The 13,895-nt window shown below is 28.7% G+C and carries 15 protein-coding genes; all 15 read right to left on the reverse strand.

Annotated features, from left to right (window positions below):
• Window positions 1–92: 92 nt before the first annotated feature.
• Entirely contained in the window at window positions 93–809 is a 717-nt protein-coding gene (cobJ, locus tag AZI32_RS03560) for a precorrin-3B C(17)-methyltransferase (protein WP_061994531.1), read from the reverse strand.
• Window positions 809–1,849, reverse strand: a complete 1,041-nt coding sequence (gene cbiG, locus AZI32_RS03565) for a cobalt-precorrin 5A hydrolase (RefSeq protein ID WP_061994532.1) — start codon at window positions 1,847–1,849, stop codon at window positions 809–811. The genes cobJ and cbiG overlap by 1 nt, the downstream gene beginning before the upstream one ends.
• On the reverse strand, window positions 1,791–2,567 hold the full coding sequence (cobM, locus tag AZI32_RS03570) for a precorrin-4 C(11)-methyltransferase (protein WP_061994533.1): 777 nt from the start codon (window positions 2,565–2,567) through the stop codon (window positions 1,791–1,793). The genes cbiG and cobM overlap by 59 nt, the downstream gene beginning before the upstream one ends.
• Before the next feature lie 41 nt (window positions 2,568–2,608).
• The gene (locus tag AZI32_RS03575; RefSeq protein WP_157450836.1) at window positions 2,609–3,292 is read right to left on the reverse strand and encodes a cobalt-factor II C(20)-methyltransferase; all 684 of its coding nucleotides are present in this window, start codon (window positions 3,290–3,292) and stop codon (window positions 2,609–2,611) included.
• Window positions 3,293–3,390: 98 nt separating this feature from the next.
• Entirely contained in the window at window positions 3,391–3,954 is a 564-nt protein-coding gene (gene cbiT / locus AZI32_RS03580; RefSeq protein ID WP_010296454.1) for a precorrin-6Y C5,15-methyltransferase (decarboxylating) subunit CbiT, read from the reverse strand.
• Window positions 3,955–3,987: 33 nt separating this feature from the next.
• A complete protein-coding gene (gene cbiE / locus AZI32_RS03585) occupies window positions 3,988–4,590 on the reverse strand; it encodes a precorrin-6y C5,15-methyltransferase (decarboxylating) subunit CbiE (protein WP_061994534.1) in 603 nt (200 codons plus the stop codon).
• Window positions 4,591–4,593: 3 nt separating this feature from the next.
• On the reverse strand, window positions 4,594–5,691 hold the full coding sequence (cbiD, locus tag AZI32_RS03590) for a cobalt-precorrin-5B (C(1))-methyltransferase CbiD (protein WP_061994535.1): 1,098 nt from the start codon (window positions 5,689–5,691) through the stop codon (window positions 4,594–4,596).
• A 10-nt stretch (window positions 5,692–5,701) separates the two neighbouring features.
• Window positions 5,702–6,328, reverse strand: a complete 627-nt coding sequence (locus AZI32_RS03595; RefSeq protein ID WP_010296461.1) for a precorrin-8X methylmutase — start codon at window positions 6,326–6,328, stop codon at window positions 5,702–5,704.
• Window positions 6,329–6,392: 64 nt separating this feature from the next.
• Window positions 6,393–7,718: a cobyrinate a,c-diamide synthase gene (locus AZI32_RS03600; RefSeq protein ID WP_061994536.1), complete on the reverse strand. Its 1,326-nt coding sequence runs from the start codon at window positions 7,716–7,718 to the stop codon at window positions 6,393–6,395.
• Between the two features lie 14 nt (window positions 7,719–7,732).
• Entirely contained in the window at window positions 7,733–8,701 is a 969-nt protein-coding gene (gene hemB / locus AZI32_RS03605) for a porphobilinogen synthase (RefSeq protein WP_061994537.1), read from the reverse strand.
• 30 nt (window positions 8,702–8,731) lie between these two features.
• Window positions 8,732–10,198: a uroporphyrinogen-III C-methyltransferase gene (gene cobA, locus AZI32_RS03610; RefSeq protein ID WP_061994538.1), complete on the reverse strand. Its 1,467-nt coding sequence runs from the start codon at window positions 10,196–10,198 to the stop codon at window positions 8,732–8,734.
• 32 nt (window positions 10,199–10,230) lie between these two features.
• Window positions 10,231–11,115: a hydroxymethylbilane synthase gene (gene hemC, locus AZI32_RS03615; protein ID WP_061994539.1), complete on the reverse strand. Its 885-nt coding sequence runs from the start codon at window positions 11,113–11,115 to the stop codon at window positions 10,231–10,233.
• Window positions 11,075–11,716 (reverse strand): NAD(P)-dependent oxidoreductase, encoded by a 642-nt coding sequence (locus tag AZI32_RS03620; RefSeq protein WP_061994540.1) that lies wholly within the window; start codon window positions 11,714–11,716, stop codon window positions 11,075–11,077. The genes hemC and AZI32_RS03620 overlap by 41 nt, the downstream gene beginning before the upstream one ends.
• 24 nt (window positions 11,717–11,740) lie before the next feature.
• Complete coding sequence (locus tag AZI32_RS03625) at window positions 11,741–12,826, reverse strand: histidinol-phosphate transaminase (RefSeq protein ID WP_061994541.1); 1,086 nt, start codon at window positions 12,824–12,826, stop codon at window positions 11,741–11,743.
• Window positions 12,827–12,864: 38 nt separating this feature from the next.
• Window positions 12,865–13,842, reverse strand: coding sequence for an adenosylcobinamide-phosphate synthase CbiB (cbiB, locus tag AZI32_RS03630; RefSeq protein ID WP_061994542.1), 978 nt, complete (start codon window positions 13,840–13,842; stop codon window positions 12,865–12,867).
• Window positions 13,843–13,895: the final 53 nt, after the last annotated feature.

Here is a 13,895-nt window from a genome sequence, read left to right on the forward strand (position 1 = left end):
GATACTCACTACTGGTTTTTCTCCTAGTAGTATTAAAGATATCTTTTAGTAAAGATTCAATGCATAAATTGAAATGTCATTTTAGAATCCTATTAAACGTTATATCCTCTAGGAGTTATAAATTTATCTCCTTTATAGAAACTTTTTGTGTTTCCTATTATTACAATTGACATCATATCAACCTTTTCATCTGTAAAATTTCCTAATGTATATAGATTAACTTCTTGGCCTTCTCTTAGTGCATGTTTTACAACAGCTATTGGAGTATTTTCTCCTCTAAATTCTTTTATTGTTTCTATAGCTTCTTTTAAATAATGTGGTCTTCCATTACTTTTAGGATTATAAAGAGATATTATAAAATCTCCTTCTGCTGCAAGCTTTATTCTTTTTTTAATTAAATCATATGGTGTTAATAAATCACTTAAACTTATATTACAGTTATCGTGCATAAGTGGAGCTCCAATTATAGATGCTGCTGAACTTGATGCTGTAACTCCTGGAATTACCTCAACTTCTTGATTTTCTTGAAGTTGTAATATAAGTCCTGCCATTCCATATATTCCTGAATCTCCAGTACTTATAACTGCAACAGTTTTATTTTTTGCAAGCTCTAATGCTTTTTTGCATCTGTCCTCTTCTCCACGCATTCCAGTTGCAAAAACTTCTTTATCTTTCAAAAGTGGTTTTATCATTTCTAAGTATTTAGTATACCCTACAACTATATCTACATCTTCAATTACTTGTTTTGCTTTTAAAGTCATATATTCAAGACCACCTGGCCCAATTCCTACTACATATAATTTTCCCATTAATTTCCCTCCAATTTTTCTCCTATAGAAAGTGTCATTCCTTCTAATTTCAATTTTTCTATTAAAACTCTTGCATTACTTAATTCTACAGCAGGTGCAGATACCGCACCTACCCCTATAGTTTTCCTCACAAATTCACTTGTTTCATATTTATTTTCTACTTTTTTTATATCTTCTATTGAGAATATATTTAACTTACAATTTAACCTTTCTTTCAAAGAAAGTATAGCCTTTTCCTTTGCTTTAATTTCTACCGTACTTATTTCTTTTATACTTCTTATATCAATATTAAGCTTTTCTAATTCTTTCAAAACATTCGCTTCCATATTTTTTACATCATAATCTTTTCTACAACCAATTCCTAAAACTATATCCTTTCTTATAAGTTTTAAAGTTTTTATATTCTCATTTATTCTCATTTTATTCGTTACATATACCATAGCTGAAACTTCGTTTAAATTATTATAATACCCTTTTGGAGCATGTAAAAAATTTTTATCATCATAAAATCCAACTTTTTTTCCTTCAACTAAAAATGCCGCTATATCCTTACACTTTTTCAAACTATCTATTACTAAATTATTTTCCATTGCAAATACATCTGGTGCTATTATATTTAAATTATCTGTTGCTGTTGTTATTACTGCTTCACATTTTAATATATTAGCAACTTTTTCTGTAAGATTATTAGCACCACCTAAATGTCCACTTAAAAGACTTATTGCATATTTACAAGAATTATCAACTACAACTATCGCTGGATCTATATCCTTTGATTTTATAAATGGAGCTATTCCTCTTACTGCAATTCCAGTAGAACTTATAAATATTATATTATTATATTTTCCCATAGCTTCTTTACATGTGTTTTGAAGTCCACTTTTCTTTAATTTTTCTTTTAAACATATGTCTACTTTATAATTTAAAATTTCTAGCTTTTCTTTTAATAATGTTGATGTTGCATCTCCATTTTTAGTTGCACTAATTATTAGTGTTTTCATCTTTTGCAACTCTATATTCATGTGAAAAAGTTTTATCATAAAGAAGACTCTTATCATAGTCACAATCTATGAAATCTCCAACTAAAATTTGTGCTGTTTTTGTTATTTTAGCTTCTTTTACCTTCTCCGCTATATCATCTAATGTTCCTGTAACATACTTTTCATCACCCCAAGTTGCCCTTTGAATAACAGCTACTGGTACATTTCTTCCATAACCTCTTCTTAATTTTTCAACAACCTTTTCAATCATTCCTACAGATAAAAATAATGCCATTGATGCTCCAATTCCAGCAAGTCTTTCTAAATCTTCTTTTTCTGGAACAGGTGTTCTTCCTTCCATTCTTGTAAGTATTACAGTTTGTGAAACACTTGGAAGTGTAAACTCTTTTTTTATTGCAGCAGCAGCTGCTGTAAATGAACTTACCCCTGGAACTACTTCATATTTTATATTTAATTTATCAAGTTCATCCATTTGCTCTTTTATCGCTCCATATATTGCAGGATCTCCAGTGTGAAGTCTTACAACTTTTTTATCTTCACTATGTGATTTTTTCACTACATCTATAACCTCTTCTAATGTCATAGAAGCAGAATTATGTATTTCAACAGTTTCTTTACAATATTCAAAGTGATCTTTACTAACTAACGAACCAGCAAATATTATTACATCTGCCTCTTCTATTATCTTTCTACCTTTAACCGTTATTAAATCTGCATCCCCAGGACCTGCTCCTATAAAGTAAAGTTTATTTTCCATTTTCTTACCTCCAAAATTACTATTAATCCTTTTTCCTATTTCTAAAATTCACTATCTCTATGTGCTATTATAAGTGACATATAATCTTTATTATTTAAGATTTCTTCTCTTGTATTTAAAATCTTTTCCCCTTCTCTATATGCTCTTTGAACACAAACATAATCAAATCCTTTTTCATCTAAATAATTCAATACATTTTCTTCTTGATTATAGAATTTCATTATAACAACATATTTTTCATCTTTTATGCAATCTATTCTGCATCCTGGAACTATTAATAATGGCTCATCACCTATTACAAGTATTTTATCTGCAACTGTTGCACTAGCACAAAATGATGTTATTCCAGGTATTGTTTCTGTTTTATAATCTTGCTCTTTTATGTATTTTAATAAATATATGTAAGTACTATAAACGAAAGCATCTCCTATAGTCAAAAACGCAACATCTTTTCCATCTTTTAAATATTTTTCTATAGTTTTAAATGCATCAAAAACCTTTTTTTCCTTATCTGGTTTTCCCATTGGGAAATGACTTATAACAACTTCTTGATTTTCTTTTATAAAATTTTTACAAGTCTCATATGCTATGCTTACCCCACCATTCATAGCACTTGGAGCTATTATCACATCACATTTTTCTATAGTTCTTATTGCTTTTAATGTTAAAAGTTCCTCTCCGCCTGGTCCAACACCTATTCCATATAAAGTTCCTAATTTACTCATTTCCCATTCTCCTTTAATTACATTTTTTAATGATTTAATTTTATCCAACAAGTACTATCTCAAATCACTTATTTATTTCATATGCTTCATTTGTTTTTTTACTGCTTTTCCCCTACAACTATAAATATTGGGTTATTTGCCATAAGCATCATAGATTTCCCCTTAGCTTTGGCTACAGTTATTTGAGATATATCAACTTTATAATTTAAATTTTTCAAAGTCTCTACAGCCTTATATAAATTAGCTACTGTTATAAAATTTAATACTATTTTTTTATTTGGTTTAAGCATATTGCCATAAAGTTCTATAATTTTATCTATATTTCCACCACTTCCACCTATAAAAATACCATCGAAAGTTCCATCTATATAATCTAAAGCCTCTAATGCTTCTTTCTCTATTAATATCATATTTTCAACATTAAATTTCTTAATATTCTCTTTAGTTGTTTCTATAGCATCTTTATTCATTTCCACGGAAATAACTTGTCCCTTATTGCAAATTTTGCTCATTTGTACAGAAACTGAACCAGTACCTGCTCCTATATCTAAAATTCTATAATTTTCTTCAAGTTCCAATTTACTAACACTTAAAACTCTTACTTCCTCTTTTGTCATCGGACAATTGCCACGAATAAACTCTTCATCTTTTATAAATTTCATTATTATTCACCACCATATATCCCTATAATAATTTTAAATTTTCTCTATATATATAATGGAAATTCCATTAAATTCTACATTTATGAATTCTTTTGGTTCACCTTGAAAGATCTGCTCATCTTCATATGATAAATTTTCACCTATATATACCTTACTTTCAAAATTATTTTCATATAGTAATTTACATAACTTTTTAGGTGAATTATTTTTATCTGTAAGAAATATTCCTGATCCTTTTTCTTCTATAGTTGTTAGAAATTCTTCTTCTCTACCATGTAGACTTCCTAAATGAACCCCATTCCAACATTTGCAAAGTTTGGACATAAAGTACTGAAACGAACTTATTCCTGGTATGACTCTTATTTCTCCATTAAAATTTTTCTTTATATAGTTTGTTATTCCATAAAAGCAAGGATCTCCTGATGCAATTATTGATATTTCTTTTTCTTTATTTTTATCAATATATTCTAGTATGGAATTTAAACTATTTAATGGCATTTTTTCTTTTTTTATATGATCAATACTTTCAATAGCTCTACTAAACCCTAATATAACATCACATTTTTCCATAGTTTGGGTTGCTACTGGTAATATATAATCTTTATTTCCTGGTCCAAGACCAACTATATAAACCATACTCTACTCCCTACTTTCTTTTAAGGAACTAAATAATACTCCTCTTTTCATAGAATACATTATTGCATCTACTTTAACCTCACCATATGTATACATTTCCATTCTTTTTATAACTTTATTTCCTATACTTTCATATAGATTTTCAAAACCATCACCTAAAAGTTCAACAGCACCTTCTGTGGTTTTTTCATTATATACATTAGTTACTAATTCTTTATCATAGCCCATAAGAGCAAGTTCTAAAGCTAAAGTCTCTAACCTTACATCACATACCCTACTATGTGTATTAAATGCACCACTAGCGATTTTGCATAACTTACCTATATGCCCTACTATTGTTACTTTCTTAATTTTTTTAGCTACAACAGTTTCTAAAGCCTTCCCAACATAGTTAGACATAATAACCATATCCTTAGTGCTTAAATTAAACTTTTTAGCAAAATCTTCCCCCATATTACCAAACAATAATATAAGTTCACTGCTTCCACTTTCAACCTTTTGATTTATCTCTAACTTTACTGATTCAATAAGGGCATCTTCCGACATAGGCATTACTATTCCTGTAGTTCCTAGAACAGATATCCCTCCAACTATATTCAATCTTGGATTAAAAGTTTTCTTTGCTATTTCTTCTCCTTTAGGTATAAATATAGTTATCTCAACTCCAACATTTTCTGGAAGTACCGCTTTTACTTCTTTTTCTATCATAGTTCTTGGTACAGGGTTTATTGCAGGTTCTCCTTTTTTTATATAAAGCCCTTCTCCCATTACCTTTCCTACACCTTTTCCGCCTTTTAGTTTATATCCATGTTCTTTTTTAGTTGCTCTTGCAAAAATTTTAATTCCATTGGTAACATCTATATCATCTCCACCGTCTTTGATGACAGAACACTCAACAAAATCATTTCCAAATTTTACATCATGGATGTCTAATGAAAGCTTAATTCCCTTTGGAGTTATTATTTCTATATTCTCAATAATTTGTCTTTCTATATCATAAAGCATCTTAGTTGCTGCTTTAGCTGCCGCTGTAGCACAAGATCCGGTAGTATATCCACACCTTAACTTTTTACCATTTGCTTCTACGTATAAATCTAACATAATATTCCTTCTATCTTTCAACCATCATATACATTATTGCATTCATAATTGAAGCGGCTACTGCACTTCCACCTTTTCTTCCTCTAATAGTTATATAAGGTATATCATATTTTTCTAAAAGTTCTTTACTTTCTTTAGCTCCTACAAATCCAACTGGTGCACCTACAACAAACTTTGGTTTTACTTTTCCTGCATCAACAAGTTCTAAAAGTTTAAATATAGCTGTTGGTGCATTTCCAAAGACAAAGAATTCTACCCCTTCTTCTACAGCTTTCTCTACACCTGCCATTGAACGTGTTATTCCTTTTTCTTTTGCCTCTAATTTAACATCTTCTCTAGCTACAAAACATTCTACGTTACAATTCAATTTTTTTAATGCAGGCTTACTTATTCCTGATAATGCCATATTAGTATCTGTATAAATCATCTTTCCTTCTTTTAATATTGATTTAGCTTTGTTTATAGCATCCTCACTAAAATGTATTATATTTTGATAATCAAAATCTGCTGTTGTATGTATAACTCTTTTTACTACTTTTAATTGTTCTTCTGTAAAATTATGTGGAGCCATTTCTTCTCCAATTATCTCAAAACTTTTTTCTTCTATTCCCATAGGACTTTTCACGTAATCTCTCATAATCTATATTCCTCACTTCACCTAATTTTTTAATAAACTTTATGTTCTTAATATAATTTATTTGTTAATTATCATTTTCCATTAAAAAATTCAAAAAATCCATATTAGAAAAGAAATGTGTATGACAGTAACCTGCTAAAGTATTCTTTTTTAAATATCCACAAGTCCATTTTTTTATTTTTCCATCAAATCCACTTTTGGTAACATTATAAACTGTTTTTTCATTTAAACTAACTTTTGATTTATGAAACTCATGTCCGTTTATAGATTTTTTCAAGCCATCTATTTCATTAGTACAATATCCAAAATTTTGAAGTCTTGTTGTCATTTCAGTTTTTCCTTTAAAGAAACCAACCATTTCATAGTAATTCCCATTTAAATCTTCTATTCCTTCAGTAAGATACATAAGTCCTCCACATTCTGCATAACATTTCAAACCCTTTTCTAATGCATCTTTTATAGAATTTCTCATAGTAATATTGTCACAAAGTTCTTTTCCAAAAACTTCAGGATACCCTCCACCTATATATAAAAAGTCTATATTTTGTGGTAATCTCTTATCCTTCAATGGACTAAAATATATTATGTTTCCACACTCCTTTAGTAACTCTAGATTCTCTCTATAATAAAAACTAAAGGCTTCATCCTTCGCTACTGCTATGTTAAAGTTCCTATTTTTTACATGATATTTATCATCATATGTATCACACTGCTTTAAATCAGCCATGAGACTATTTATATTTATATTTTCTAATATATGGTTACTACACTTATCAATTTTATAATCTATATCATCAGTTTCGCTACATTGAACTAAACCTAAATGTCTAGATTCTAATGTTAACTCTTTATCCTTCGGAATATATCCATAAACTTTTATTTTACAATGGGTTTCTATTATGGTTTTTAAAAGATTATAATATCCTGGTGCTATATTATTTAAAATTACACCTTTTATGTTAGTATTTTTGATAAACTCATCTTTATAATTTAAAATACCTTGTATTTCTGCTGCTAAAGTAGCACTTTGAGCTTTTGGACTTAAAATTAAAATTATCGGTAAGTCTAAAACTTTAGCTACATGCGCCGTTGAAAACTCACTGTTTATTCCTTTACCATCATAAAGACCCATAACTCCTTCAACTATAGCAACATCTCCAATACCTCTAGAAAAAGAAGCTTTTACACCTTCTTCACCCATTAAAAATAAATCTAAATTTCTACTTGGTTTTTTCGTTATGTGCTTGTGAAAAGCTGAATCAATATAATCTGGTCCCACTTTGTACCCTTGAACATCATAACCTTTTTTCATTAGTGCTTTCATTATTCCAAGTGTAGTAGTGGTTTTTCCACCACCACTACAATTAGAAGCTAATACTATACCTTTCATAAAAATCACACTCACTAATTTTCATTTAGCCATTGAGAAGCTTGAATTGCATAATATGTTATTATCAGTTTTGCACCTGCTCTTTTTATAGAAGTTAACATTTCAAGGGCTGATGCTCTTTCATCTAATAATCCATTTTCACTTGCACATTTTATCATTGCATATTCACCACTTACATTGTATGCAGCTATTGGAATGTTAAAAGTATCGTATGCTGCCTTTACTACATCTAAATAAATCATCGCTGGTTTAACCATTATAATATCAGCACCTTCTATTATATCTGCTTCTATTTCTCTTAATGCTTCACGACCATTTGCTGGATCCATTTGATAAGTTTTTCTATCACCAAATTGTGGTGATGAATTAGCTGCTGCTCTAAATGGGCCATACATTGCTGAACAATATTTAGCACTATATGCCATTATTGAAACATAATCAAATCCATTAGCATCTAAAATATCTCTTATAGCACCAATTCTTCCATCCATCATATCAGAAGGTGCTACCATATCAGCTCCTGCTTTTGCATGAGATAAAGCTATTTTAGAAATAATTTCTACTGATTTATCATTAACTACTCTTTCACCTTCTATAATTCCACAATGTCCATGGCTTGTATATTGGCACATGCATACATCGGTAATTACAAATAAATTTTTATCTAATTCTTTTATTTTTCTAACTGCTCTTTGAACAATTCCATTTTCCTCAAAAGCAGAAGTTCCAACTTCATCTTTATGATCTGGAATTCCAAAAACTATAACACCTCTTACTTTTGCTTTTTTAACTTCCTTAATTATTTCCGGTAATCTATCTAAAGACCAATGATAATTTCCTTTTAATGATGAAATTTCTTCTTTTATATTTTCACCTTCAACTGCAAATATAGGGAATATGAAATCATTTGTATTTAAGATAGTTTCTCTAACCATTGATCTTATTGCATCATTTTCTCTTAATCTTCTTAACCCTGTTAACATTTAAAACACTCCTTTTTTTATTCTTGGATCTTATTTGTTATATATTTCTATAAGTTTATCTATCATTCCATCATTACTACTTTTATCACATACAATATGTTCTATATTGTTTTTATTAAGTTCTACTGAAGTTATAGGTCCTATAGATAATACAGTCTTATTTCTTATTTCCTCAATACTTACAAGTTCTATCATATTAATTACGGTGCTTGGACTTGTAAATACTACTACATCACATTCTTTAAATCTATTTAAACCAACAGCATCCCCAAGTTCTGGTTCATATATATGACACTCATCTACTATACATCCTTTACTTTCTAATGCCTCTACTAAAAATGTTCTTGCTTTTTTAGATCTTGGAAGAAGTATTTTGTCATTTTCTTTTATAAACTCCTTCATATGTTCAAAAAGATTTTCTGCAACATATTCTTTAGCACATAAAATTGGAACTACTCCAAATTTTCTTATAGCTTTATCGCTAGCTGGTCCAATAGTTATGAATTTCGCTTTTATATTTCTTATATCTATTTCTTTTTCTATTAGATAGTTAAAGAAAATACTAGCTGCATTTGCACTTGTTATTACGACGTAGTCATAGTGACTTAATTTTTCTATGTATGGAGTTAATTTTTCACTAGTTGGCTTAATTTTTATTGAATTTATTTCTGTTACTTCTCCACCTAAATCTACAAGTTTTTCTCGTATTTCTCTACTTTGATTCTTAGTTCTTGTTATACAAATATTTTTTCCAAATAGTGGTTTTCTCTCAAACCAATTAAGCTTATCATGGAATTTAACAACATCACCAACAACAATTATACTTGGATTTGCAAGTCCATTTTCTAGAGCTTTCTCTTTTATGTTTTCTAATGTTCCTACTGCCTTTTTTTGTTTTGATGTTGTACCCCTCATCACTACAGCACATGGAGTATTTTTATCCATTCCATTTTCAATTAGGTTATTAGTAATCAAACCTAATTTTTCAAAACCCATCATAAATATCAATGTACCTTTTAACTTAGATATAACAGGAAAATCTAAATCCATATTATCTTTGCTTTTAGCAGTAAATATATGAAATCCTCTTGCAATGCCTCTATGAGTAACAGGAATTCCACCATAATTTAAAACAGATATTGGTGATGTCACACCAGGAACTACTTCAAATTCTATATCTTCTTCTAAAAGTCTAAGTGCTTCTTCTCCACCACGGCCAAATATATATGGATCTCCCCCTTTTACTCTTCCTACTGTATGACCTTTTTTAGCAAGTGACACTATCATATCATTTATTTCTTCTTGTGTTTTATAGTGACATCCCGGCTCTTTTCCACAATAATAAATCTTTGCGTCACTATTTACATATTTCAAAAAGCTTTCCCCACAAAGTCTATCATACATTATTGCACTACAATTTTTTAAAACATTTACAGCTCTTAATGTTATAAGTTCTTCATGTCCAGGCCCTGCACCAATTAAATATACTTTACTCATTGCTTCTCCTCCTATTATTAAGATAGGACTTTCTATCTGTCTTCTAAAATTAATTTTGCTAATTCTTCACCAAGTTTTATATTATCTTCTATATTACCTTCTACTTTTCTTTTTACTAATTTTTCATTAACCTCATATACACCTATGACTTTCAATTTGCTATCACAAATTTTTGCATACGCACCTATTGTTGAATGACAATCCCCTTTTAGTGCTTTCATAAAGCTTCTTTCTGCATCAACACAAATTCTTACGTTTTCATCATTTAAAGAAGTAAATACTTCTTTATTATCTAAATTCTTAGCTATCTCTATGGCTAAAGCTCCTTGTGCTACAGCTGGAACCATATCATTTGGATCAAAATAATCTGTTATTATATTTTCCATTCCTAATCTTTTAAGCCCTGCAGCTGCTAATATAATACCGTCCAAATTTTCTTTTTCTATTTTTTCTATTCTTGTTTGAACATTTCCCCTTATAGGAACTATATCAATATCTGGTCTTAATATTTTTAATTGAGTTGCCCTTCTTTTGCTACTAGTTCCAACTCTAGCTCCTATTTTTAAATCTTTAAATTTAACACCTTTTAAGGACACAAAAGCATCTCTAACATCTTCACGACACGGTGTAGCTGCTATTTCAAATCCTTCTGGTAATTCATAAGGCATGTCCTTCATACTATGTACTGCTGCATCTGCAAGTCTTTCAATCATCAAAACTTCTAGTTCTTTTATAAATAAACCCTTTCCCCCTATTTTATCTAAAGTTACATCTAATCTTCTGTCACCTAAAGTATCCGTTAGCACTTTTTCACTTTTTATCCCATGTTTTTTTTCTAAGAGCTCCATTACATATTCTGTTTGTACCTGTGCCAATTTACTTTTTCTTGTTGCTAATTTCAAGGTTATTACCTCCATAAAATAAATTTAAAATTTCTTCTCCATATCCTTTGTTGAAAAAATATAAAAAGTCCTTTGAAGCTATAAAATTCATAACTTCCTTTTTCTTGTTTATATCTTTTATAGAATTTCTTACTTTTACAGTAAATTCTATATAATTGTCATACTCCATTAATTTTCCCCTTAATATATACTTCATAAATAAAGTTGTTTTAGGACTTTTTCCTTTAGTTTGAAGGGCAAAAGTCATATTTTCTGTCTCACCTATAACTGGCATCGTACAAAGACTTTTACTAACTTCTGTAGTATCTATATAAAACTTAAAGTTCTCCTCACAATCATGCCTTATTTTGTCATTTAATTCTTTATTGCCAGTAGCTATAACTACTATATGGGCCTTATTTATTAACTCATCATTATACTCTTCATTGCTTAGTTCAAAGTTTTTTTCGCTATTGTAATTTATAATATCTTTACAAAACTCTTTAGATACTACTTTTACACTAGCGCCCTTCTCTGTAAAAGATTTCAGTTTTATAAAACCGGCCTTACCTCCACCTATTATTAATACCTTTAAGCTGTTTGTTCTAAGTGACAAATATGCTACATTACCTTTCAACAACATCACCTTATTTTTTGTAATTTACAAACTATTTATAGCTTCTAATAGCTTTAAATTTAATTTTCTATCTTTTATTGCAACTCTCACAAATTCTTCATTTAAGCCTTTATAATTATCACATTTCCTAATTATTATTCCTTTTTCTTTTAATTTTTCATAAAATTTATGACAATTTATATCTTTTAATTTAAGTAATATGTAGTTTCCATAAGTATTATACACCGTATTTACAAATTTTGTTTTCTCTAATTCTTCTAACATTAATTTTCTTTCTATTTTTATCCAATCTATAGACTCTAATATGTATTTTTTATCTTTTAAGCCATATTTAACTGCTACTTCTGCAAAACAGTTTATATTCCATGGATTTTGCATAAGGTTAAAATAATTTATGATTTTTTCATTTGTAGTCAATGCAAAACCAAACCTCACTCCTGGTAACCCATAAAATTTTGTTATAGCTCGTATGATTACTAAACATTTATACTTATTAATTAAATCTACAAAACTTAAATTTAAATTTAATGTGAATTCAATAAATGCCTCATCTATTAAAATTATTTTATTATTTAATTCACAGTAATTTAAAATAGTTTCGAATTTTTCTTTATCAATTACACATCCATTAGGATTATTTGGATTACCTATTATTAATCCTTCACTACCTTTAACCTTATCTAATATATCCTCATAATCATATGTAAAGTCTTCTTTTAGATATGAATATTTTATATCCACACCATGTTTTATTGCATTATCTTCATATTCAACAAATGATGGAACTATTATTGTTATAGACTTTAAAGCTCCTATAGCTAAATCTAAAATTTCTGATGCTCCATTTCCTAATAATACATTATCATGTGTCACTTTAATTTCTCTTTTTTCCATTCCAAAATACTCATATGATTCACTTACATAATCTATTATGTTATCTTTTAAAATTCTATATTTTATATCTGGATATACATTAAGCATATCTACTGCTTCACTAATATTGTTTATAATTGAATTTGGAACCCCTAAAGGATTTATATTAGAACTAAAATCTATTAATTTTTTTCCCTTTAATATTCCATCACTATATATGTCTCCTCCATGTTTCAAAAGTAACACCTCACCTTTGTCAATTTATCATTAGTTTATTAAATTAAACTTCTATATATTATTAAAGCTAAAATCATTATTAAAACAAATAAAATCTCACTTGCATACATAAGTTTAACTGACTTTTTTATATGTTTATAATCTAACTTTGTTATATCATCACCGATGGTTGGTTTATAAGTGACTTGTCCGAAATACACATTTGTTCCACCTAATTGAACTTTTAAAGCTCCTGCTGTAGCAGCTTCTGGATATGCACAGTTGGGACTTTTATGATTTTTTCTATCTCTTATCATTATTTTGAAACTTTCTGTTATACTTCCATTTACTACAAAAGCAGATAAACACATAAGAACCCCTGTTATTCTAGCCGGAATATAATTAAATATATCATCTACATTAGCAGGAAAAAATCCTATATTTTTATATTTTTCATTTAAATATCCTACCATAGAGTCCATTGTGTTTACACCTTTATACATCATTGCAAGCGGTGCCCCTCCAATAAGCGCATAAAATATAGGTGCTATTATTCCATCAGATGCATTTTCAGCAACAGTTTCTACATCTGCTCTTATTATCTCATGGGCTGCTAGTTCCTTTGTATCTCTACCAACTATGTAAGAAAGTTTTACCCTTGCATCTTCTATGTCCTCTTTTTTTAATGAATTATATACTTCCATTGCTGCATTATCTAAACTTTTAGCTGCAATAGTCGTCCAAATTATTATTACATTTAATATGTGAAAAATAACTTTATTTATAAGTGCAAATCTTAATAATATATATGGTATACAGTAAGTCAACATACAAACTATAACTACCATTAATGCTCCTGCTCTTTTTAATTTATAATTATTTTCAAATTTACTTCTAAGTTTTTTTTCAATAATATTTATAAGTTTTCCTATATAAATTATTGGGTGTGGAATCCAATTTGGATCTCCTAATATAAAATCTATAATTATAGCTATAAATATATATATAATATTTTGTTTCAAATCAAAATTAAACATATTTTCACCTCCCTAGAAAAATAATTCTATATAATTTTCTTAGGTTAATTAAG

The sequence above is a fragment of the Clostridium sp. ATCC 25772 genome (genome assembly GCF_001573875.1).
GTDB classification, from domain to species: domain Bacteria; phylum Bacillota; class Clostridia; order Clostridiales; family Clostridiaceae; genus Clostridium_J; species Clostridium_J senegalense.